Annotated in this window: 24 protein-coding genes; 6 read left to right on the top strand and 18 right to left on the bottom strand. The window is 62.5% G+C overall.

Going from position 1 to position 22,578, the window contains the following annotated elements:
• Window positions 1-50 precede the first annotated feature (50 nt).
• The 7 genes from IAG25_RS31175 to IAG25_RS31145 form a co-directional block, all read right to left on the bottom strand.
• On the bottom strand, window positions 51-341 hold the full coding sequence (locus IAG25_RS31175; RefSeq protein WP_187608278.1) for a DUF2471 family protein: 291 nt from the start codon (window positions 339-341) through the stop codon (window positions 51-53).
• Window positions 342-352: 11 nt separating this feature from the next.
• Window positions 353-571 (bottom strand): hypothetical protein, encoded by a 219-nt coding sequence (locus IAG25_RS31170; protein WP_062268030.1) that lies wholly within the window; start codon window positions 569-571, stop codon window positions 353-355.
• Window positions 572-606: 35 nt separating this feature from the next.
• Complete coding sequence (locus IAG25_RS31165) at window positions 607-783, bottom strand: hypothetical protein (protein ID WP_008345052.1); 177 nt, start codon at window positions 781-783, stop codon at window positions 607-609.
• Between the two features lie 16 nt (window positions 784-799).
• Window positions 800-1,201, bottom strand: a complete 402-nt coding sequence (locus IAG25_RS31160; RefSeq protein WP_187608277.1) for a type II toxin-antitoxin system VapC family toxin — start codon at window positions 1,199-1,201, stop codon at window positions 800-802.
• Complete coding sequence (gene vapB / locus IAG25_RS31155) at window positions 1,201-1,437, bottom strand: type II toxin-antitoxin system VapB family antitoxin (protein ID WP_008345055.1); 237 nt, start codon at window positions 1,435-1,437, stop codon at window positions 1,201-1,203. Before vapB ends, IAG25_RS31160 begins: the two co-directional genes overlap by 1 nt.
• A gap of 215 nt (window positions 1,438-1,652) precedes the next feature.
• On the bottom strand, window positions 1,653-2,027 hold the full coding sequence (locus tag IAG25_RS31150; RefSeq protein ID WP_187608276.1) for a hypothetical protein: 375 nt from the start codon (window positions 2,025-2,027) through the stop codon (window positions 1,653-1,655).
• A gap of 173 nt (window positions 2,028-2,200) precedes the next feature.
• Complete coding sequence (locus tag IAG25_RS31145) at window positions 2,201-2,512, bottom strand: hypothetical protein (protein WP_255504066.1); 312 nt, start codon at window positions 2,510-2,512, stop codon at window positions 2,201-2,203.
• A 1,123-nt stretch (window positions 2,513-3,635) separates the two neighbouring features.
• Here IAG25_RS31145 and IAG25_RS31140 point away from each other — a divergent pair.
• The 5 genes from IAG25_RS31140 to IAG25_RS31120 all read left to right on the top strand — a co-directional run bounded on the left by IAG25_RS31140 (window position 3,636) and on the right by IAG25_RS31120 (window position 7,053).
• A complete protein-coding gene (locus IAG25_RS31140) occupies window positions 3,636-4,445 on the top strand; it encodes a CAP domain-containing protein (RefSeq protein ID WP_255504065.1) in 810 nt (269 codons plus the stop codon).
• A 209-nt stretch (window positions 4,446-4,654) separates the two neighbouring features.
• Window positions 4,655-5,587 carry a hypothetical protein gene (locus IAG25_RS31135; RefSeq protein WP_187608273.1) on the top strand — a complete coding sequence of 311 codons (933 nt, stop codon included), beginning with the start codon at window positions 4,655-4,657 and terminating at the stop codon, window positions 5,585-5,587.
• Window positions 5,584-5,766, top strand: a complete 183-nt coding sequence (locus IAG25_RS31130) for a hypothetical protein (RefSeq protein ID WP_187608272.1) — start codon at window positions 5,584-5,586, stop codon at window positions 5,764-5,766. The genes IAG25_RS31135 and IAG25_RS31130 overlap by 4 nt, the downstream gene beginning before the upstream one ends.
• A gap of 178 nt (window positions 5,767-5,944) precedes the next feature.
• On the top strand, window positions 5,945-6,766 hold the full coding sequence (locus IAG25_RS31125) for a CsgG/HfaB family protein (protein ID WP_187608271.1): 822 nt from the start codon (window positions 5,945-5,947) through the stop codon (window positions 6,764-6,766).
• Window positions 6,767-6,858: 92 nt separating this feature from the next.
• Window positions 6,859-7,053 (top strand): YqaE/Pmp3 family membrane protein, encoded by a 195-nt coding sequence (locus tag IAG25_RS31120; protein WP_187608270.1) that lies wholly within the window; start codon window positions 6,859-6,861, stop codon window positions 7,051-7,053.
• A 19-nt stretch (window positions 7,054-7,072) separates the two neighbouring features.
• On the opposite strand, the gene IAG25_RS31115 is transcribed toward IAG25_RS31120, so the two are convergent.
• The 11 genes from IAG25_RS31115 to IAG25_RS31065 form a co-directional block, all read right to left on the bottom strand.
• The gene (locus IAG25_RS31115) at window positions 7,073-7,663 is read right to left on the bottom strand and encodes an SOS response-associated peptidase (RefSeq protein ID WP_309243990.1); all 591 of its coding nucleotides are present in this window, start codon (window positions 7,661-7,663) and stop codon (window positions 7,073-7,075) included.
• A 173-nt stretch (window positions 7,664-7,836) separates the two neighbouring features.
• Window positions 7,837-10,314: an efflux RND transporter permease subunit gene (locus IAG25_RS31110; protein ID WP_187608269.1), complete on the bottom strand. Its 2,478-nt coding sequence runs from the start codon at window positions 10,312-10,314 to the stop codon at window positions 7,837-7,839.
• A gap of 43 nt (window positions 10,315-10,357) precedes the next feature.
• Window positions 10,358-11,452, bottom strand: coding sequence for a YCF48-related protein (locus IAG25_RS31105; RefSeq protein WP_187608268.1), 1,095 nt, complete (start codon window positions 11,450-11,452; stop codon window positions 10,358-10,360).
• Window positions 11,453-11,552: 100 nt separating this feature from the next.
• Complete coding sequence (locus tag IAG25_RS31100) at window positions 11,553-12,926, bottom strand: DUF1329 domain-containing protein (RefSeq protein WP_187608267.1); 1,374 nt, start codon at window positions 12,924-12,926, stop codon at window positions 11,553-11,555.
• A 30-nt stretch (window positions 12,927-12,956) separates the two neighbouring features.
• On the bottom strand, window positions 12,957-14,735 hold the full coding sequence (locus IAG25_RS31095) for a DUF1302 domain-containing protein (protein WP_309243987.1): 1,779 nt from the start codon (window positions 14,733-14,735) through the stop codon (window positions 12,957-12,959).
• Between the two features lie 501 nt (window positions 14,736-15,236).
• Window positions 15,237-16,865, bottom strand: a complete 1,629-nt coding sequence (locus IAG25_RS31090; RefSeq protein WP_309243989.1) for an electron transfer flavoprotein-ubiquinone oxidoreductase — start codon at window positions 16,863-16,865, stop codon at window positions 15,237-15,239.
• A 94-nt stretch (window positions 16,866-16,959) separates the two neighbouring features.
• Window positions 16,960-17,235, bottom strand: a complete 276-nt coding sequence (locus IAG25_RS31085) for a hypothetical protein (protein ID WP_187608265.1) — start codon at window positions 17,233-17,235, stop codon at window positions 16,960-16,962.
• A gap of 44 nt (window positions 17,236-17,279) precedes the next feature.
• A complete protein-coding gene (locus IAG25_RS31080; protein WP_187608264.1) occupies window positions 17,280-18,227 on the bottom strand; it encodes an electron transfer flavoprotein subunit alpha/FixB family protein in 948 nt (315 codons plus the stop codon).
• 15 nt (window positions 18,228-18,242) lie between these two features.
• Window positions 18,243-18,992, bottom strand: a complete 750-nt coding sequence (locus tag IAG25_RS31075; protein WP_187608263.1) for an electron transfer flavoprotein subunit beta/FixA family protein — start codon at window positions 18,990-18,992, stop codon at window positions 18,243-18,245.
• Window positions 18,993-19,026: 34 nt separating this feature from the next.
• The gene (locus IAG25_RS31070; protein ID WP_187608262.1) at window positions 19,027-19,773 is read right to left on the bottom strand and encodes an SDR family NAD(P)-dependent oxidoreductase; all 747 of its coding nucleotides are present in this window, start codon (window positions 19,771-19,773) and stop codon (window positions 19,027-19,029) included.
• A 72-nt stretch (window positions 19,774-19,845) separates the two neighbouring features.
• Complete coding sequence (locus tag IAG25_RS31065; protein ID WP_187608261.1) at window positions 19,846-20,961, bottom strand: porin; 1,116 nt, start codon at window positions 20,959-20,961, stop codon at window positions 19,846-19,848.
• A gap of 446 nt (window positions 20,962-21,407) precedes the next feature.
• Between IAG25_RS31065 and IAG25_RS31060 the strand changes: the two genes are divergently transcribed.
• Entirely contained in the window at window positions 21,408-22,577 is a 1,170-nt protein-coding gene (locus tag IAG25_RS31060) for a CaiB/BaiF CoA transferase family protein (RefSeq protein WP_187608260.1), read from the top strand.
• Window position 22,578 lies beyond the last annotated feature (1 nt).

Genomic DNA, 22,578 nt, shown 5'->3' with positions numbered 1-22,578 from the left:
GAGCTTGTTAGGTCCATGCCATATAAGGTATCGCTGAGTGTTTCTCGTTGTCAGTTGATGCGCTTCCACTCGGCGTAGATCGCGCCGAAGACCGAGGGAACCACATCGTGGCCTTCGAACGAAACCGGTCGGTCGTCGTTTGGATAGCCCAATGCCGGAGACGCTCGCAACATGCCCAGCATCCTCGCGCTATGTTCGCCCTTGGACGCAACCTCACTGAGAATCTCCGACTCAATTCTATGAATCAGCGCCCAGGTCAGCGTACCTGCCGTCCGATGGCGTTGCACCGCCGCAGGCACGGCGTCTTTTAGAGCCGCATCCGCGGCATACAGCGCATCCATTCTTTCTCCCTTCAGTTGGGCAGTGCGTGCTTTCGTAACAGTGCCCTGATTGCATCGTCGACGGTTGACCGGAGCACATACTCCGGACCGTGCGGAAGCAGCGCGGCAAATGCTTCACTCAGCGAGTAAGCAACCTCGGCCACATCGCGCTCACGAATGATTACCCTAAGTCCAGCAGTAAGCTCGGCTTCAAGTTCACGATCGTTGATTCGGAGTTCGATAGTCGGCATCGTGTCATCTCCCTAATGGGCTGCGTCGCTTCCTTTTACTCGTGGTCGCGAAGGTCCGACAAGGACTCATCGAGCAAGTCCGCCGCGTCGAAATGGAGCTGCACTGAGGCATCGGTTAGCGGCTCACCGTTGGGCATCTTGCGTGACTCAGCAGAATCGCGCAAAACGTTGATCGCTGCCCGCAGAGCAAGCGCTGGAGTCAAATTGGACATGGTTCGTTTTCCGTGTTCAATCGCTCCGCCAGTTCTCGAGCTTGACGCCCGGATAACTGACAAAGTCTTTTGTGTTGTTCGTGACAAGGACAACGTCGAGCGCAATCGCATGTGCGGCGATCAGCTTATCTAGGTGGTCCTTCTTGCGCTCCCGAGTAGCCTCACGAATCGGGCCGTAGGCCACCGCCGCCGCAGCATCGAACGGAGCCACCGGAATGTCCTCAGTCAACGCGGCGAGGGTGCGCCGCTCTTTCGCCGGATTCGCACAAACGGCGACACCGTATTCCAACTCTGCATACGTGATAGCTGACATGACCACGTCACCGACAAAGCACTCCGCGAAGCGTTTCGCCACCTGCTCGGGCTGGTTCTTCATCAGGTAGATGCACATATTGGTGTCGAGCATGAAGCGCGGCATTACAAGCCCTCGCGTTCTGCTTGTTCCTGCTCGCCTCGTCCCTCGGCCATAAAGTCGGGGCTGAATTTGGCGAATTTCTTCAACACACCCGCGAGCGGTCGGCGCGCCGGTCGGATGCGGATTTCATCGCCCACGCGTTCGATCTCAAGTTCAAGGTCGCTGCGCTCATAGGCAAGGTCAGCAGGAATGCGGACGGCCTGGGAATTGCCGTTCCTGAAAACTCGCGTGGTCTGCATCTCGCTCCTCGTTGCGTATGTACGATGGATGTACTATAAGCGATTGACGAGTAAATGTAAATACGCGTGTGTACGCGGATAGCCGGGCCGACCCATGTGGCGCAGGCGCTTAGCGACTATCGCTCGACGGGCTTCACGTTCGACCGGCATCCTCTTGCGTTGCTGCGTGAACGGCTCAACGAGAAGAAGATCTTCGCGGCGTCGAAGCTCGCCACCTATCCGAACGGTCGGCTTGCCAAGGCATGCTGCGCTTCGTCCACCTCGGATCCCGGCGGCCAGAGCATCGTCACGATGAACCGCGCTAGGGTTCCGCGTAGCTTCGCCTCCGCTCGCGCGGAATCCCTTTGCGCCTCCTGCGCCAGCTCGAGAACGACGAGGATGCCGTCGGTAAGGGCCGTGAGCGTGTGCAGGGGGTTCGCCGCCGTCGCCGGTCCGAAGGAGCTTGGCGTGTCGGCGAGACCGGGGACAACGGGCTCGAGGTCACTCGGAGAAAGGCAGTCGCCCTCTTTCAGCGCGAACAGCGACTCGGGGATGATCATCGGGTCAGCCGCCTGCACGGTGAACAGGACCGGACTGTCCGCGATTTTCATGACGCGACGCTTCCGGCGCGCGTAGGCTTCCACTGCGCCAAGTCGGAGATCCGTCGATCGTCGATGCGAGAAAGCCATAGAGTCGGATGCGCTGACCTCCGCGCGAAAGGTAGACGCGTCCAATTTTACCCACGCGAAACTGGTCGATCGTCTCCGAACTTGTCGCTGTACTTTCAAGCCACCTTGGCTTTCTTAACTGCGTCGAAGCCGTCGGTAGCGTCGAACAGGGACCCGGAAATCTCGCCGATCAGTCTCGCCTGGCACTCGGGCGTAAGGCGCTCGCGGAGGCCAAACTGTTCGACTGCCGCCCGCAGGCTTTCGGCCGCGGTCCCACCGTCTATGGGATCGATCTTTCCGGCGTGAAAAACGGTGGCGATGCCATGACTGCGCAGAATGCGCGCAAAGTCTCCAAACTGTGAAGGGAGGTGCGACGCTGACTGCCAGGTCGCAAGCTCTTTCTCAAGACGCACGATCTTCTCGGCCATCGCTTTGATTGACGCGGATTCGGCTAGGGCGCTCATATTCGTGTTGTTTGTGGGTCAGTCAGCGGCGTCTATCTGGCAGCGGCTCGAGTTGTTATCTTCGTTCAGGCTTTCCGGCTCTAATTGCTGCGCAAGCGCTCACGTATCCGATGCGTCACTTGCCATGCCAGAAACACGGCGGGTGCGGAGAAGAGAAGGATTTGCCCGATCAGAGAGCCGGGCCACATCATCCGAGCTATGACACCCCGCAAATAAGCAGCGCGACGAGTGCCGTCATAAAAACCTCCGTCTGCATTTTTCCTCCGGGTTTCCCATTGTTCGATCTTTTTTCGGTCAGTTCAAGGCCGAGCCTTGTCCCGGCGCTCTCATCAGCCGGTCGCGCCGACAGCCACCATCAACGCGATTGCGACAACTTTGTTTCCAACCATTTTCATCTGCCTCATCTCGTTTTTTGCTTTCACTCGCGGCCTGAACCGCGACATGACGTGCCAATGCCTGCCAACCCTTCTATCGGTCGCTTGACGCCGGGCCTTAGCGGTTCCGCTCCGTTCAGCGGCCGCGCTCACCCTTGCGAACGATACATCGCCGGCCATCGTCAGTTACGGGCGAAAGGCGCTCGAAAAATCGTAGCTTTCGCCCGCTCAGGAACCGGCGTTCTGTTCACCATGCTCATGCTGGTCCGGGCTGGCATACCGAATTCGCAATAGTCCGCAGCGCGACCATGCAGTGGGCGGGACTCCACCGCCTTGACAAGTGCCTTTTCGGACAACACTGGTGGTCAACGATCCTGCGCTTACGACCGGATCGGTGACGAAACAATCAGAACGCCGCGCAGGCGCCTACGAATTAACGAGGCTTGATTTTGAAAAGATTGTGTTTTGTATATCCGTCCGCCCGCGTCTCTGCGTTGACTGCGCTGACCATCGCCGTACTCGCTGCGTGCGGCGGCGGCTCTAGTTCCTCCGACTCGAACAGCACAAGTAGCCAAGCCGGCACTGGTTCCACAAACGCGGGCGATCAGACCGGCTCTCTGGCCTCGTCGCAGAAGGTAACGCTGCTCCCGCCCGCATCTGTGCCGCAGAATGTCTCTCCCACGGGGGACCCGACAGCGGACAGCATCGCATTTATGAGCGCGGTACGCCACAACGTCGGTCTCAGTCAACTCACCGTTGACCAGCAGCTGGTTACGTCGTCGCTGAAACACGCCAACTACTTGGTTCTGAACCAGGCTACCGGGCATAACGAAACGCAAGGACTTCCAGGCTACACGGGGCAGTCGCCGTTTACTCGCTCAGATGCCGTGTTCGGTGAAGTTACGACAGCCGGGGACATTCGGGCTTTTTCGACATCGTTGACCGGCGTTACATCGCTATTCGACGCACCGTTCCACCGTTTTTTGATGCTTGAGGGCTATACATCGCTCGGTGTTGGCGCGTCGACCAGTGCAACGTGGGAAGCGGTCAACATTGACTTCGGCGGATTCACCCCGGTCGTTGGCGATACGCAGTTCGTCGCGTATCCGTACTCCGGTCAAACGGGTGTGCCGGCTAGGTGGTTCGCGGCCGAAAACCCGAATCCGTTTGCCAGTCAGCCGCAGTACCAGAACACCTACGTGGGCTATCCGGTGACGATTCAGGCGAAGCTAACGGGGCACCTGACCTCGGTAAGCATCAAAATCACTGATAGCGGCGGCAATGACGTCCCGTGTTTGCAACTCACGCCCGACAGCAACACGGAAGTGACGAACAGTGCCATGTGCATCCCGTACACCGCACTCAAGGGGAGCACCGCGTATTCGGTTCATGTGACCGGCGTGCTTAAAGCGCTGCATGGCGACACGCATCCTATCGACGTCACATGGTCGTTCACAACGGAAGCCATTGCATCAGCCAAAGTCATGGGCAACGAGAAGCAGTTCCACGTCGTGCCTGAATGACACGCAAGAGCAGGCCGCAACAGCAACCAAACTGAGTTGATCCCAAAGGAGCGGAGGCACCACCTCCGCTTTTAGGTTTGGATCAGGAGGAGTTGCTGTCCGCGGCTTCCCTGAGGATTAAGAAGTCATCCTTGACTTTGAGTGTGGCTCTCTAGCCTTGTTCATGACGCGACTGTTTCGCGTCCCTTAGTCACCTAGCGAGGCATTACATGGAACCAAAAAAGAAAGAGCCCGTCGATGCGATCAAGTCGCTCATCGACGTCATTCAAGCTGCATTCACGGCCGCATGGAAAGCGGTACTCCTCCTCGGCGGTCTGATCCTGGTCGCCTACTGCTACTTCGAGAGCATCGTGCCCGAGGGCCTGTCGCTCGGCGATGCATTCTTCCTCGCGTCCGCCGCGTTCTCATTCACCTGCATCGCGCTGGTAGGCGTCGGCTTCGGTGTCTTTTCGACGTTGTGGGCGCTCAAGCTTCTCGTTGTCGCGAACAACTTCCGCCTCAAGCGCCGCGGGGAGCCGCCGGCGGCTTCGCTGCATCGCGCAGTCGATAACGGATCGATGGTTTTTATGTCGTTTCTCGTGGCGCTCCCCTTGGCCTATCTGCTGGTCTTCGGCAGGGATCAGACTCCTGATGCACGCATGCACGCGACCTTGATGTTCTTTGCGGCGGTGGGCGCGATCACGGCGATCATCGTGCTGATCGTTCCGGCGAAAGTGCAGCAGCGCGATATTCGTCTCACCGTGGTCTTCTTGGCGATGGCCATTTTCGGCACGCTCGTAGCTACCCGCCCCGCCATTCTGAATCTGTCGATGGTTAATCTCGGCGTGCGCTCGGCGCCCGGCCAGGTTGTCATCTTCTCCGATGCTGAGCATACGCAGTTAGCCGCGATCGCAGCGGCCAGCGGTGTGAAGGTCCAGTTCTGCAAGTTGCCCAACACGGATAAATGGGGCACGCGCGACGCCCGCGCCGTGTGGCATGGCGTGGGTGGCAGTTCGTATGTTCGACTCTTCGACGAAACAAACGGGTCGCGAGACGTTCTTGTGCGAACGAACCGCGCGGATGTGGAAGTGATCCGCGGGGAGCGGACTGGCTTCGACTGCCCTCCGAAGGTGGCCACTGCTGCGGTCGGCAAGTCGTCATGACTCGCATCTACGCGGCGTTGAGAAAGCGATACACCACTGAGGCATTGATAGGCATGGGGTTCGTCAAGGACGGCGGACTGATGGTGAAGCGCGGGGCGATGCGTCGCGTTCGCGCGCAAGCATCGAGCCTCGACGGCGTGTGGTGGCGAGTGACCCCGCTCGAGCGCCGCTGGCGTTAGACAGCGCAGATAACGAAAAGACGCTCAAAAACAGGCGTCTTTCTAAATCCGAGGCGCGCCCACGGGCGGTAGCCTTGTCTTCGCTCATGAAAGCGTCTGCGCGGTGACCGCGCAACCGCTGCTGGCTCAATCGGCCGTTGCGCCACAAATCAAGAACTCACGACTACAACGAGGAACCATGAAGCTCAAAATGATCGGCATCGCCGCCCTGTCCGTTTTCGCCCTGTCCGCTTGCTCAAAGATGCAGCCGGGCGCGCAATCCGCCAAGACGGCGGCGACTGGTTCCGCTGCCGGCGAAGCATCGCAGAACGCCAATGCAGGCCTGCAGCACTGCCCGGCGCCGCTCGGCACTGTCGCTATCGTCGAGGATACGGAAGCACCGTGGTACGGCCTTCTCACTGGTCAATACCAGCTTGGCTCGACGGTGCCAGTGCTCAAGCTGCTCGTCCAGCAAAGCAACTGTTTCGTGATCGTCGATCGCGGCCGCGCGCTCGGCACCGCTATGGGCGAGCGCGCCCTGAACGCATCGGGCGAACTGCGCAAGACCTCGAAGATGCACAAAGGCCAGATGGTCGCGGCCGACTACACGATCAGCCCGAGCGTGACCTTCAGTAACCGTGACGCGGGCGGCGGTGCGGCAGGCCTGCTCGCCTTCGTGCCTGTCGTCGGTGGCGCCCTGGCCGGCGTCGCGGGCACGATGAAAGCGCAGGAAGCCTCGACGATGCTGACGCTCGTCGACAACCGCTCGAGTGTCCAACTGGCAGCAGCCGAGGGATCGGCGCGCAACGTCGACTACGGCATGCTCTCGGGCGTGCTCGCTGGCGGCTTCGGCGGCGCAGCTGGCGCCGGCGGCAGTGCCTATGCGCGCACTGCACAAGGCAAGGTGGTGGTTGCGGCGTTCACCGACTCGCTCAATAACCTTATTGGCGCTGTTCGGCAATATCGTGCGCAGAACGTCAAAGGCGGCCTTGGCAATGGCGGCTCTTTGCTCGTCAACTAACATGCTCAAGGGGCGGATGCACGAACCGCCCTATTAAGAAACTGATTAATACGCCGTTATTCCAGTCTCGTCAGACTCTCATTTATCAAAAAATGCGCCTCTTCCTTGCCATCATCGTCCCGTGGCTTCAGTTTTTCACGATCGGCCGCCCTATCGCGGGAATCATTTGCTTGCTCTTGCAACTCACCATCATCGGTTGGCTGCCCGCCGCGATTTGGTCGGTCTTCGCATTGAGCCAGTACAAAACCGACCGCAAGATCGAGCGTGCGCTAGCCAGCCGACCCTAGGCGGGCGATTGTCATCAGGTCAGCCGCCGTTGTCGGCCAAAAGCGATGCCTGCGCAAGATCTTGTTTCGGCTGCGCCGGCTCGCGAGGCGGCAAAGGAAACGGTTCCGCATGCATCGCGTCCGCTGGGTACAGTTGCAGAAACGACCGGGCTTCGTCAGTGCTCTTGCAAGAGAGCCAGTCCTCATATTCGGTCGGGGGGATTATCACCACCGACCGTTTCTCCGCGCCAGGCTTGTGAAACCGCTTCATCAGCGGGTGATCATCAGCATTCACCGTGAGCATCGTCATGCTCAAGCTTTTAAAGCCGTCAGTCGGATCCTTCCATTCGCGCCACAGACCCGCGATCGCCAGCGGCGCACCACCTGCCGTTCCAATACGCCAGCGAACGGCCTTGCCGGTCTCATAGTTAGGCTCATAGAACCGGTTGCATGGGATCAGGGCAAGTTGGAGCTTGTTCCACGCCGAGCGAAAGCTCTCCTTTTGCCCAACTGTCTCTGATCGCGCGTTCATCGTTGTAAATACCTTCGCGCCTTTGGGTATGAACTTTCGAGGGACCAACCGAAATGTTGCCGCATCGGTTGAATACGCTCCGTCAAAACGGCGATCAATATTGCTCGACGTCTGTACGGATAGTATTCGGAATCAATTGTCCATCTGCTGCGGATGTCGCCTCAAAGTTAGCAACGTGTTCAAATACTCGCTGTCGCCTTCACGCGTAACGCGGCCTGCAGCTTCTTAAGATTTTCTATAGTCCATTACGGGGAAATTACAGATGAACCGAATTACCATGGCGCCGTTACGTCTCCGCTTTCGGGTCTTCGGTCCGATTCTGCAGTACGGCCATTGGCTGAAAAATCGATAGATGCGGACTCAGTCTTTTTAACAGGCGCTTTCCGAAGTATGAAATGCGACAATGCCGGGATTAGCATTAATGCACCGACCATGTTCCAAAGGAACATGAACGTGAGCAGAATGCCCATGTCGGCCTGAAACTTGATGGGCGAACATACCCAAGTCACGACGGCGACCGCCAATGTCACGCCGATCAGCGCGATCACCTTACCCGTGAAGCCAAGCGCCTCGCGATACGCATCGGTCAGCGCCACGCCCTGCCGTTGCAGCGCGAGTTGCACGCTCACGAGATAAAGCGCGTAGTCCACGCCAATGCCGACGCCAAGCGCCGTCACAGGCAGCGTCGCCACCTTCACGCCGATGCCGAGCACGACCATCAGCGCCTCGCAAAGAATCGACGTGACCACGAGCGGCAACACCGCGACCACGACCGCCCGCCAGCTGCGAAACGTGATGAAACACAACACCACGACAGCCGCGTAGACGAGCGCGAGCATCATGCGGTTGGCTTTCTCGACGGCGATGTTGGTGGCCGCCTCAATGCCGGCGCTGCCCGCCGCCAGCAGGAACTGGCGCTGCGGCGCATCGTTGCGCGCGGCGAAGGCTTCCACCGTTTGCACGACGCGTTCGAGCGTCGCCGCCTTGTGATCGGCGAGGAACGCGACCACAGGCGCGACGGCATGCGCCCCGTCCACGAGTTCGGGATTGGAGACGTAGGCGTTGTTTACCGCATCGGTCGAGACGGCCGGATCGCGGCTGATGGTCATCCAGCGCGGATCGCCTTCGTAGCCCGCTGCCGTATTGCGTCGAGCCAGCGTGCTCACCGACGTGGTGGTCTGCACGCCGGGCACGTCGCGCAGCGCCTGTTCGAGACCGTCCATGCCGATGAGCGTCCGAAAGTCGTTGATGCCGCCCGGCGGCGTCTTCACGATCACCGCGAACTGATCCGACGAAAGACGATAGTGACTCGTGATGTACGCGTTGTCGCGGTTATAGCGCGAGTTCGCACGCAGCTCCGGCGCGCCGGGATCGAGATCGCCGATTTTCAGATGCTGGCCCACGATCAGGCCGCCCACCGTCAGAACCCCGGCCGCCAGCACCACGATGGTCGCCGGCACGGCACGCGTAAATGGCGTGAGCAGCCGCACGAACGGATGCCGGTCGTCTGCGCGCAGGCTGCGCGCCGCTGCGGCCGCGCTGACGCCCGCATAGGAAAGCAGCACCGGCAGAAACACGAGGTTCGTGAAGATCAGCACGGCCACGCCGACGCTCGCCGCCAACGCAAGACCACGAATCACGGGGATGTCGATCAGCATCAATACCGCAAAACCGATGGCGTCGGCGAGCAGCGCCGTGAGGCCCGCGAGGAAAAGCCGCCGAAACGTGTAGCGCGCCGCCACGTAGCGGTCCGTGCCGCGTCCGATGTCCTGCATGATGCCGTTCATCTTCTGCGCGCCGTGTGAGACGCCGATCGCGAAGATCAGGAACGGAACCAGGATCGAATAAGGATCGAGATCGACGCCGAGTAGATGCACGATGCCGAGCTGCCATAGAACGGCGATCGTCGAACAGGCGACCACGAGTATCGTGCTGCGCACGCATCGAGTGTAGGCATAGATCACGAGGGCTGCAATCGCCGCCGCCACGCCGAAGTACACGGCGACCTGCATGAGTCCAACGATCAGGTCACCCACGAGCTGCGCGAAGCCGATGACGTGGATATCGACGTCGGCGCCGGGGCCGGCTAAGTCATGGCGGATCTTCTCGATCGCGTCGTGCACGGCGCGCGCATCGAGCGGCTTGCCGGAATCGGCGTAGCGGTCGAGAAGCGGCACGAATATCATCGTCGAGCGCTCATCGCTCGACACGAGCGCTCCCCCGATGCCCGCGCGGGCCACATTCATGCGCAGTTGGGCGACGCTGCGCGCGGTCCCGTCGTAGTCATCCGGCATGACCGGGCCGCCCCGAAAACCCTTTTCCGTCACTTCGGTCCAGCGCACCACCGGCATCCACAGCGACTTCACGAACGAACGGTCGACGCCGCGAATCAGATAGACCCGGTCATTGATGGCACGCAGCTTCTGCAGGAACGACGCGTCGTAGACCGTGCCGCGCCGGTTCTCGACGACGATGCGCACCGAATTGCCAAGGCCGCGCAGCGAGCCGATATTGGCGAGATAGTTGCGGATGAACGGACTCGACTGCGGCATCATTCGTTCATAGCTCGCGCTGATGTTCGATTGCGTCGCGATCAGACCGAGACATGCGGTGAGAATCGCACAGACCACGACGATCCACCGCCGATGATTGAAGATGAGCCGCTCGAGGCGGGAGCCCGATGCCGCGTCGAAGTCCGCCCGATCGCGGATCACCGGCATCGCATCGAGCCGCTGTGCATCTGGTTTCATACGTTGTATCCCTGCGCGTGATGTGGTGCGTGGAAGCGCCCGCTCATTTCAGCGAGGCGTGGCCGATGCCGTCGAGCGCGGCGAACAGGACGCCGCCGCCGGGAAGAACCTGCACGGCCGTGAAGACCGAAGGGTGATCGGCCTTGAACGCCTTGAACGTGCGGGCCGCGGGATCGTAGAGCACGGATTCGGCGGCCGCGGTCACGAGCGCGAAGGCCCGGCGGTCCGGCATCCACACGGCGCTCGTCATGGCGCCGCGCAGCGATGTGTTCACCGCGTGCCAGCTCGCGCCGCGATCGTCGCTGCGGTAGAGCGTGCCCTTGAGGCCATAAGCGAGCACGATATCGCCCTGGCCCGCGACGCCGAAGAAGCTGCCCGAATAACCCGTGTCGATGGCCGCGAATCGGCCGGTGTCGGCCTGCTCGCGATAGATATGTCCCTGCTCGCCCACGATGTAGCGCACGCCCGCGATGGCACGCACGGCGTCGAGGTGCAGAAACTGCGGATTGTCGATCCGCTCCAGCGCCGGTGTCCAGGTCTTGCCGCCATCGTCTGTGGCGATCGCCATGCCGAAGGCACCGACGGCCATGCCGTGCAGCGGATCGGTGAAGCACACGCCGAGGAACGGCACCGAAGGACCGGCCCTATAGTTGAGCACGAGTTGGTCGAGAAACGGCTGCAGCGTCTTCTCTCCCGCATCGATGCGCTTGCGATAGGCGGCGGCGAGCGCGACGCTCGCCATCCGGCCATCGAACTGCTTCACCCAGCTTCGGCCGCCATCCGCCGTGTGCAGCACGACACCGTCGTGCCCCACCGCCCAGCCGTCCGATGCGGTCGGGAAGCTGAGCGCGAGCAGATCACTGCGCACGGGCACGGGCACCTGCGTCCAGTGCTTGCCCGCGTCTTCCGACACGACCACGAGACCCCGCATACCCACGGCCACCAGGCGCTCACCGGCATTCGCCACCGCCATGAGCGGCCTGCCGTCGATATCCCTGTGCACGACCGCCGCCACGTCGAGCGGATCCACGAAAGGATCGGCGGCGGACGGCGCGGCGAACGCATGCGTCCCCATGCACGCCGCCGCGCCGAGCGCAACAACGGTCTTCACCGCACTCACGCAGAACTGCTGGAACATCGCTTTCCCCTGTCTTGCCGGTTGTCCCCTGTTCGGCTCGAACGAATTGCGCCGGCCCTGTCCGTTCGACCGGACGCCCCGCGAAACGCGGGGCGAACCATCAACGCAACCCGGTGCCCGCCATGCCGGCCGGCGTGAAGAGGTTCGGGTCGGCCAGCTTGTCGGACGGACGCACGGTCATCGGGCCATTCGGCGTCGCGACGGCGGCGACGAAGTAGTTGCCCTTGTCGAGGTCGTAGAATCCGAGCGACGTCGGGTACACGCCGCCGGCTTCGTCGTAGAAGTTGAACGGATAGTCGATGCCCACGCGCCACAACTTGCCGTCCTGGCCGTAGCCGTCCGACTCGGCGAAGAACCAGCTATCCTCGTCGACGTAGAACACGCGCTTCGAGTAGGCGTGGCGTGCGTCAGACTTGAGCGCCGCCTCGACCACCCAGACGCGGTGACGTTCCCAGCGCACCGCTTCCGCCTTCGTGTGCCTCGGACCGAACACGTCATCACCGCCCAGCTGCGAGAGGCGGTAATTGTTGTACGGAATCAGCATCTCCTTCTTGCCGAGCAGCTTGAACTCGAAGCGATCCATGCGGCCGCGGAAGATCGCCGCTTCGTCCCAGAAGGTCACGCCGCCATAGCTCGCCATCGGCGTGTCGTACTTGTAGTCGGGCGCCATGCGGGTGCGGCGCTGCGCCGGGAAATATGCCCAGCTCGACTGGTCCGTCACCGAGTAGTTACTCGGATAATCGACGAGCACCGTGGTGCCCGCCGTGGTCGGCGGTGTCGTGGTCTGCGCCCAGAGTCGATCGTACGGACCGGTGTAGGTATCGGACTGCTTCGCGGGATCGTAGTACGGACGGTATTCGGCGAAGTTCAGGATCGGCAGGTCGGTGCGACCGCCTGCCGTGTCCATCAGATATGCGCCCGCGTTGTTCACCCTGACCTGCGTGCGCTGATAGCTCATCAGCGCGTTCCACATCACCTCATACCCGTCCTTCGGAATCGGAAACGGAATCCCGCCGAACGCACCCTCCACGCCGTCTCCCTTCACCTTGCCGACAAGTTTCGCGTTCGTCGCGTTCTTCAGCGTGTTTTCGAGGACCCACTGCGAGTAGTGCATCGTGCGATGGGTCGGATAGACGTCCACGCGATAGTCGGGGAAGCGCTTGAGTAGCGCCTGCACACCCGGCGTGAGGTAATCGGCGTGCTGCGCCATGTTGGCCTGCGTGATGCTGAAAAGCGGCTTCTCGCTCTTGAATGGGTCGATCCAGACGCCGCTCTTCGCCGAGAAGCCCGCCGGCGCCTGCGTCAGACCGCCGGTGTAGGGGGGAATCACGCCGTCGGCGCTCGCGCCCTTCTCGGCACCGAACGCGGTGAGCGACGTGCCAAGCTGTTTGGCCTCTTCCGCCGTGACAGCGAACAAAGCCGCGCCGTGCAGCGCCACCGCACTGGCGACCGCGATTTGTACAATTTTTTTCATGCCTGTCTCCAAAAATCTCTCGTCCGATCGTCAGAACGACGATTGAAACGTGAGTGATACCCACGGGCGATCGTTCAGGTCGTAAAGCCCGTTGCCCGCGCTGTTGTATGCAGCGAGATTGCCCGACTGCCCCGCCTGCGTGACGCCGCTGACGTGCGCGTGATAGCCGTTGTAGGCGAGCGTGACGGTGGCCTTCTGGCGAATCAGCGCCTGCACGCCGATCGAATAGATGAAGAAGCCTTGCGCGCCGCCCGACGAACCCGGGTTGATCGGGTTCGTGCCGTAGAGGCCGCCCGTGACGGACGTCGGCATCGATAGATCGACACCTGGGAATACCTGCAGCCATTGCGGCTGGAACACGACGCCGAAGTTCACATAGTCGCGCGTCGAGCAGCCGTTCCACTTGTTGTTGCTCGGGCAGCCCGGATAGCCGACGCCGTTGTATAGTGCGGCGTTCTGCGTCACGGAAAGCAGATGCGTGTAACCGATTTCCGCAGTCAGCGTCCCGGTATCCCAGACCGGCGAGCGCGAGAGCGGAACGATCGCATTGGTCACCACGTTGAGCACGTCACCCTTCGCGCCCTGCGTCTGATTCATGATTGCCGAACTCAGCGCCGTGTTCAGCGCGGTGTTGCGGCGATACGAGATTTCGAGGCCCGTGCTCACGTTGCCGAGGGTCGTGTCCATGCTGTAGCCCAGCATCTGCACGCCCTGGTTGTATGACAGGTGATAGTCCGTCGGCAGTACGCCGACGCCGGGAAACCGCTTCCAGTCGGACAGCACCCACGGTTGCGACTCGTCGAAGCGACGGTAGTAGAGGTTCATCGAACCGTCCATGAAGTGAGGCGTCCAGCCCACTTTCACGCCGAAGTTGTTGTTCACCTGACGCGGTTTGTCCGGGTCGCCCTGCGGAATCACATAGCCGAACGCACCGCCCGGCGGCATGCCGAAGAGCGGGCGGGCGGCGCCCGGCAACGAGGCGATGAACAGTCCCGACGGCCCCTGTGCGACCGCATCGTTCGCTTCGAGGTACGTGCCGCCCGTGCCGAGACGGTTCGCCTGCCAGCCGAGGTCGTATTGTCCCGAGACCGAAACCTCAGGCGTCACCTGTGCGATCAGGCTGATCTGCGGACGCGGCAGCAGAAGTTCCTTGGTCGTGGTGCCCGGCGAGTTGAGTCCCTTGATGCCGTCGGTGGCGCCCTGGCCATACGAGATGCCTTGCAGCGGCGACAGCAGCGAGTTGCCCCAGTATTCGGTGAACTGACCGGCCTTCGCGTAGATCGCGTGGCCAGCGACCTCGGTGTTGTAGAACGCGAAACCGTCGAGCAGTTGCGCGCCCTGCACGTAGTAGCGGTTCGTGAACGAGCCGTACTGCCCGTTGGGATAGGCGCGAATCGACTGATAGGTCACGCCCGGGGAGTAGACGCCGGGGTTCGTCGCGTTGCCGCTGCCGTACGCGAAGTCCTTCCACGCGGAGCCCGAAAGCTTGAAGCCGACGTAGCCCTGATAAGCAGCCGAAAACTCCGATACGATCGACGCGCGATTGGTCACGATGTCGCCGGCATGCCGGAATTTGTAATCACCGTCGTCGAAGTTCGGGTTATTGCCGATCATCGGGTCAATACCTTGCGTGCGCATGCCAAGGTTGTAGCTGACCGTGTTGTCCCAGTTGATGTCCCAGTCCGACGATCCAGCGTTGATCTTGAACGCGTGGGCATGCATGGGCAGCGTCGCCGATACGAGGGCGGCGAGTAAGGTGAGGCGTGGCAGTCTCCGCTTCCGGGCGCCTTGTTGTGTCTCCCGCAACATCTTTGTCTCCTGACTTTTTTTCGTTTACGACGCCGTGAAGTTGAATACCGGGACGTCGATGATCTTGCCGATGGTTGTGCGCCGGTCCCCTCCGGCGGCATGACGAATCACTGATTCCTCCTTCTGCTGTCGACGCTCCTGTCGCCGCGATACGCGCCCCGATGAATCCAGTGACGATCGCGCATTTCTCTTTGCATGCCTAATTACCCGCTATTCCCGTCACTGTTGGCAAACGCCTCGGACGGCTCATGAATCGAAAGGTACTGTCGCCCGGACGACATGACACCCTCTCGTTATGGGGGGGATCGGTTTTTGAAATCCGGAGCCACGCGAATGCGAGCGTTGCGACGCGCGCGCTCTCATCGAGAAGCGCGCGATCGCTGCGAAAGCGCCGCGCTGCCGAGACTCGTCGAGCGTCTTGCGCAACGCGTCGGGACGAGGATCAGCACGGGCTTGCGATGCAGAACCGAGCGCCGCCGCGGCCGGCCGACGCTCAGCGGCTCACATATTCGGATAATTCGGGCCGCCACCGCCTTCGGGCGTGACCCATACGATGTTCTGCGTCGGATCCTTGATGTCGCAGGTCTTGCAGTGGACACAGTTCTGCGCGTTGATCTGCAAACGGTCTTCGTCCCGCTCGTTCTTCACATACTCGTAGACGCCCGCAGGACAGAAGCGCTCTTCCGGACCCGCATAGGTGCGCAGGTTCACCGTCACCGGCACGCTCGCGTCCTTGAGCGACAGGTGCGCGGGCTGGTTTTCCTCGTGGTTCGTATTCGACATGAACACCGAGGAGGGGCGATCGAACGTGAGCTTGCCGTCCGGCTTCGGATACCCGATCGGCTTGCACTGCGCCGCCGCTCTCAGCTTCTCGTGATCGCGGTGCCGATGACGCAGCGTCCACGGCATCTTGCCGCCCAGCAGCTTCTGCTCGATGCCCACCATCAGCGTCCCCAGATAGAGGCCCTTGCTCATCCACTGTTTGAAATTGCGCGCCTTGTGCAGTTCTTCATACAGCCACGATCGCCTGAACGCTTCCGGATAAGCCGTGAGTTCATCGTTCTGGCGGCCTGCGCGCACCGCATCGAAAGCCGCTTCGGCCGCCAGCATGCCGGTCTTGATCGCCGCGTGACTGCCCTTGATGCGCGAGGCGTTCAGGAAACCCGCATCGTCCCCGACGAGCGCGCCGCCGGGAAACACGAGCTTCGGCAGCGATACCAGGCCCCCTGCCGTGATCGCACGCGCCCCATAGGACACGCGCTTGCCGCCTTCGAGATACGCGCGGATTGCCGGATGCGTCTTGTAGCGCTGGAATTCCTCGAACGGCGAAAGGTATGGATTCGTGTAACCGAGGCCCACGACGAATCCCACCATCACCTGATTGTTGTCCGTGTGATAGAGAAACGACCCGCCGTACGTGCTCTGGTTGAGCGGCCAGCCTGCCGTATGAATGACGAGACCCGGTCGATGTTTCGACGGATCGATTTCCCACAGTTCCTTGATGCCAAGGCCGTACACCTGCGGATTCGAATGCTCGGAGAGCCCGAGCCTTTCGTTGAGCTGCCGGCCCAGATGCCCGCGGCAGCCTTCGCAGAACAGCGTGTATTTCGCGTGCAGTTCCATGCCGCGCTGAAAGTTCTCGGTCGGCTCGCCATTCTTTCCGATGCCCATGTCGCCGGTGGCGACGCCCTTCACCGAGCCATCGTCGCCGTACAGGATTTCGGCCGCCGGGAATCCGGGGAAAATCTCGACGCCCAGCGCCTCGGCCTGAGCCCCCAGCCAGCGTGTGACATTCGCGAGGCTGACGACATAGTTGCCGTGATTCCTGAAATTGTCGGACAGCGCCCAGTTGGGCACGGCCTTCGCGCCGGTTTCCGACAGGAAGAGGAAGCGGTCTTCGGTGACCGGCACCGTGAGCGGCGCGCCCTGCTCCTTCCAGTCAGGGATCAGTTCATCGAGCGCACGCGGGTCCATGACCGCGCCCGAAAGAATATGCGCGCCGATTTCCGAGCCTTTTTCCAATACGCACACACCGATCTCAACGCCCTTTTGCTGCGCCAGTTGCTTCAGGCGGATCGCCGCGGACAGTCCGGCCGGGCCGCCACCGACGATCACCACGTCGTATTCCATCGATTCGCGTGCGTTATCCACGCCGCTTTCCGGCATCTCCGAGATTGACACGTTGCTGCTACTCCAGATTGCTGATTGAGGGATGACCGGGCGTTCAGGCGGCGACCGGTTCTGCCGCGACTCGTGGCACGGGCCACGCAATGGCCATGGCCGGGCGCCGGATCGGAGGCGGATAGACACACCACGATCCGTCGTCATGCCGGAAGAACACGATCGCGAACGGGCCGGACGCACGCTGCGCCTCGACGCAAACATGGCGCCACGGCCCGCGTGCGCCACGGCTCAGCCGCGTGATGCAGGCAACGTGCTCGTCATCGGAGCCAAGCCACTTGTCGACCAGTGCGCGCAATGACCTTTCCCGGCTGTTCATCGGATCCTCCGGCTGGCCGCGTCGGCCGATTACGGGCGCATGGCTCACGACTGCGTCCGGAGCTCGCTGACGAGTTCCGGCGTGACCGAGAAGAGGTCGCCGACGAGGCCGTAATCGGCCACGCTGAAGATCGGCGCCTCTTCGTCCTTGTTGATCGCGACGATCACTTTCGAGTCCTTCATGCCGGCCAGATGCTGGATCGCGCCCGAGATGCCGACCGCGACATACAACTGCGGCGCGACGATCTTGCCGGTCTGGCCCACCTGATAGTCATTCGGCACGTAGCCCGCGTCCACGGCGGCGCGCGAGGCGCCCAGCGCCGCATTGAGCGTGTCGGCGAGCGGTTCGAGCACTTTCGTGTAGTTCTCACCGCTGCCCAGCCCCCGGCCGCCCGACACGATGATCGCCGCGCTCGTGAGTTCCGGACGATCGAGCTTCGTCACTTCACGGCTGACGAACCGCGACAGGCCGGAGTCCGCCGCGGCTTCGATCGGCTCGATCGACGCACTGCCACCTTCGGCCGCGACCGCATCGAAGCCGGTGGTGCGGACCGTGATGACCTTGACCGGGTCTTGCGATTGAACCGTCGCGATGGCGTTGCCCGCGTAGACCGGACGCTCGAACGTATCGGCGTCGACCACGGCGGTGATATCGCTGATCTGCGCGACGTCGAGCTTCGCGGCGATGCGCGGCGCGACGTTCTTGCCCGCAGCCGTCGATGCCGCGAGGATGTGCGTGTAGTGCTTCGCGATGAGAAGCACCGTCGCTTCGATGTTCTCCGCCAGACCCGCTTCGAGTTGCGGCGCGTCCGCGAGCAGAACCTTCGATACGCCCGCGATTTTCGCGGCCTGCGCGGCCACGCCCCGCACATCGTGACCCGCGATCAGCACGTGAACATCGGCGCCAATCCACCGCGCGGCCGCGACCGTGTTCAGTGTGGCGGCCTTGACCGACTGCGAGGCGTCGTGTTCGCCAATTACCAGAATCGTCATTTCGAAATCGCTCCGTTACAGCACTTTGGCTTCAGTCTTCAGCTTCCCGACCAGCGTCTTCACGTCCGGCACCGTGATGCCCGCGCTACGCTTCGGCGGCTCGGCAATCTTCAGCGTCTTGAGGCGCGGCGTCACATCCACGCCGAGGTCTTCCGGCCTGATCGTCTCCAGCGGCTTCTTCTTCGCTTTCATGATGTTCGGCAGCGTCACGTAGCGCGGCTCGTTCAGGCGCAGATCGGTCGTCACGACGGCGGGAAGCGCCAGCGACAGCGTTTCCGCGCCGCCATCGACTTCACGCGAAACGGTGGCGCGGCCCTCGGCAATCGCGATCTTCGATGCGAACGTCGCCTGCGCAAGCGCTGCAAGCGCGGCGAGCATCTGGCCGGTCTGGTTCGAATCGTCGTCGATGGCCTGCTTGCCGAGAATCACCAGTTGCGGCTGTTCGCGGTCCATGACCGCTTTCAGCAGCTTCGCGACCGCGAGCGGCTGCAATTCGGCGGCGGACTCCACGAGAATCGCGCGATCCGCACCGATCGCGAGCGCCGTGCGCAGCGTTTCCTGCGCCTGCGCAACGCCGCACGAGACGGCGATCACCTCGGTCGCCACGCCCGCTTCCTTGAGGCGCACGGCTTCCTCGACGGCGATTTCATCGAACGGATTCACGGCCATCTTCACGTTGGCGAGATCCACGCCCGAACCGTCCGACTTGACGCCAACCTTCACGTTGGCGTCCACGACTCTTTTGACTGCTACGAGTACCTTCACGTTACTTTCCTTTTCTTTGAGCACACACGGCGCATCAACGCATGCCGCAGTGGATGTCGATGGTCAGCGCATTCAGATAGGCGTTCTCGACGACGTGCTGCACGAGGCCCGCGAACTCGTCGGCGCGGCCCATGCGGCGCGGGAACAGCATCTTGTCGATGAGCGCGCCCGATACCTTCTCCGGCATGCCGCTCGACATGCCCGACTCGAACAGGCCCGGTGCGATCGACACCACGCGGATGCCGTGCTCGGCGAGATCGCGCGCAACCGGCGTGGTGAGGCCGATCACGCCCGCCTTGCTCGCGCTATAGGCTGCCTGACCCATCTGGCCTTCGCGCGCCGCTCCCGACGCCGTGTTGATGATCACGCCGCGTTCGCCGTCGTCGCCCGGTTCGTTCGCGGCCATCGCCTGCGCCGCGTGGCGGATCACGTTGAACGTGCCGGTGAGGTTCACGCCCAGCACGCGATTCCAGAGCTCGCTCGGAAACAGCTGGCCTTTCGACAGCGTCTTGCAGGGACCGAGCACACCCGCGCAGTTGACCGCGACGTGCAGGCGGCCGTGCAGTGCGAGCACGGCATCCACCGCCGCCTTCACCCTCTCCTCGCTCGAAACGTCGACAGCCATGCCCTTCATGTCGGGGCCGAGCACGTCGTCGAGCTTCGCCTGATCGAGGTCGAAGCCCACCACCTGCGCGCCCGCGGCCGCAAGCTTCCTGTAGGTCGCGAGGCCGAGCCCCGAAGCGGCGCCCGTGACGATTGCTACTTTCCTTTGCAGATTCATGTTCTCTGTTTTCCTTGACTGATCTCAAACCTGATTCGTGAGCGCATGCCTGACGCGAGGCGCGCCGGCACGTCAGAAGCGGTGCGCCACGCCGAGCGCGACGAGCGTTTGCGATGCATTCGCTTCGGTGACGACCACGGCCGGCCAGCTCATCTTCGCCACGCCGTTGTTCTTCATGTAGCCCGCGCGCGCGTAGATCGTGGTGCGCTTGGACAGCAGATGCTCGACGCCGAGTTCGATGCCCGGCGTCTCGTCGTGCACGCCGCGCACGTCGCGTTCGATGCCGGCGATTTCGATGACGTCGGCGGGCGTCGCCTGAATCGTCGCGCCGACCTCCGCGATGCTGTACGAGTGGCTCGCACCGAGTCGCGCGGCGAGCGAGCCCGCAGGCGCGTCTTTCGAGCGGTTGTACGTGTAGTTCGCCTGCAGGTTCACGACGCCGATCCGATAGCCCAGCGCGCCCGTGAAGCGCTCCGTGCCAAGCACGTTCAGCGCGGCCGGCAAACCGGGAAACGCTTCCGTGCCCGCATGCTGGTTCTGATACGCGAGCCCGGCGTAGAGACCGGCGCCCTGATAGGTGAGCGCAAGGTCCAGAATGTTGCCGATGGATTGCGGCACCGGTTGCGTCGCGGTCGACGCGAGGCCGTACATCGCGTAGAGCTTGAACCCGGCCGTCACCGGCGACTGATAGACGATGGCATTGCTGCTGCGCCCGCTCGCGCTCTGCGTGGCGAGCGTATTTCTGTCGACCGCATTGGCGGCGGCCGATAACGGCGAAAGAACTTCGGCGCCGCGGAACGGGTCGGTCGGATAGATCGCCCAGAAGGTCGGCTGATACTGCCGGCCGAACGTCAGCGATCCATAGTCCTCGTGGTTCAGGCCGACCCATGCCTGCCTGTAGAACATCGTCGAACTGTCGACGAAGAACCCGCCGTTGTTGATGGTGTAGCCGTTCTCCAGGACGAACGCGGCCTTGAGACCGCCGCCCAGATCCTCGCTTCCGCGCAGCCCGAAGTTCGAACCCGAGTTGCCGCCGCTTCGCTCCGACCACGAATGGGTTGAACCATTGCCGAGATACTGGACGAAGACGTCCGCCACGCCATACAGCGTGACGCTGGACTGCGCCAGGGCGCCGACCGCCGCCACCGAGAGCGACGCGCCCACCAAAGCCTTGCTGATGTTATGCATGCATGTCTCCTTCGATTTCCACCTTCTCCGGCAGGACGCGGCCGATGCGGTGTCATGCGGCCCGGACTGCAAGGCGTGCAGGAATCTCGGTTCCTGTAAAAGCACGCGTCCCGCGTGCGACGGGACATAAGCCGGGACGATTCTTCTTTTGCCCGCTTGCAGAACATGCGATCACGGACTGGACAGACGTGCTGTCGATCGATGTGTGACCAAGCATAGGCCGATCACCAACCGGACTCTCCCCCTCGCGAATAGGGGGTTCCGTTCAACCGTCGGGTGACGTCGGGTAAGTGCACACGTGCGAAACGCGGAAGGAACGCAGCCTGACGTGGCGCACAGGATAGGCGGTGGCCTCAGCCGGCCGTCCCCCTCAAGAATAGGGGGCGTGCCCGCCCACGGCGCTCTCTATCATTGGCCGCACTATCGGCAATGTATCGAGACCGTCAATGACGACACAACGACAGGGCCCGCTCGCCGGGCTCAAGGTGCTGGAAATCGCGGGGATCGGCCCGGGTCCGTTCTGCGCGATGCTGTTTGCCGACCTCGGCGCGGACGTGGTCGTGGTCGAGCGCACCGAGGCCGGAACCGACTCGCTCGACCTGGGCAGCGCGCAGATCGCCAATCGCGGCAAGCGTTCGGTGGCAGTGGATCTGAAGACGCCCGAGGGCGTCGAGACCGTGCTGCGGCTCGTCGAGCAATGCGACGCGCTGATCGAGGGCATGCGTCCCGGCGTCATGGAGCGCCTGGGTCTCGGCCCGGACGTGTGCCTCGCGCGCAATCCGCGTCTCGTCTACGGGCGCATGACGGGCTGGGGCCAGAGCGGTCCGCTGGCCCACGCCGCAGGCCATGATCTGAACTACATCGCACTGTCCGGCGCGCTCTGGTATGCCGGACAACCCGGCGAAGCGCCAGTGACGCCGCCGAGCCTCGTCGGCGACGTGGGCGGCGGCGCGATGTATCTCGCGGTGGGGCTGCTCGCCGGCATCATGAACGCGCGCGCGACCCATACTGGCCAGGTCGTCGATGCGGCCATCGTCGACGGCAGCGCGCACATGACCACGCTGCTCCTTGCGCTGCAGGCGTCGGGCCATATGCAGACCGAGCGCGGCCAAAGCCTGCTCGACGGTCCGCACTGGTACAACACCTATCGCTGCGCCGAGGGCGGCTTCATCTCGGTCGGCTCGCTCGAGCCGAAGTTCTACTGCGAGTTGCGCGACAAGCTGGGTCTCGCCGACGATCCGCAATTCGACAAGCCTTACGACGCACGCAAGTGGCCACAATTGCGCGACCGTTTCGCGACCCTGTTCGCACAGCGCACTCGCGACGAATGGTGCCGCCTGCTCGAAGGCAGCGACGCCTGCTTCGCGCCCGTGCTGAGCCCCGGAGAAGCCGCCGCGCATCCGCACATGCGCGCTCGCGAAGTCTATTCGTTGCAAGACGACGCATTGCAGGCCAATCCCGCTCCGCGCTTCTCCGTCACACCGGCAGGCCGCCCCGGCGCGATTCCGCGACGGGGCGAACACAACGACATCGTTCTGAACGAATGGACGGTCGAGCGCGACGTCCCGCGTTGCCCCGTCGTCCAGCTGCATTCCGCATCTCACGCGAAGGAATAAA

Source organism: Caballeronia sp. EK, assembly GCF_014384845.1.
Classification (GTDB): Bacteria; Pseudomonadota; Gammaproteobacteria; order Burkholderiales; family Burkholderiaceae; genus Caballeronia; species Caballeronia jiangsuensis.
Note: the sequence above shows the minus strand (reverse complement) of the source record. Positions and strands in the feature narration are given on the sequence as shown.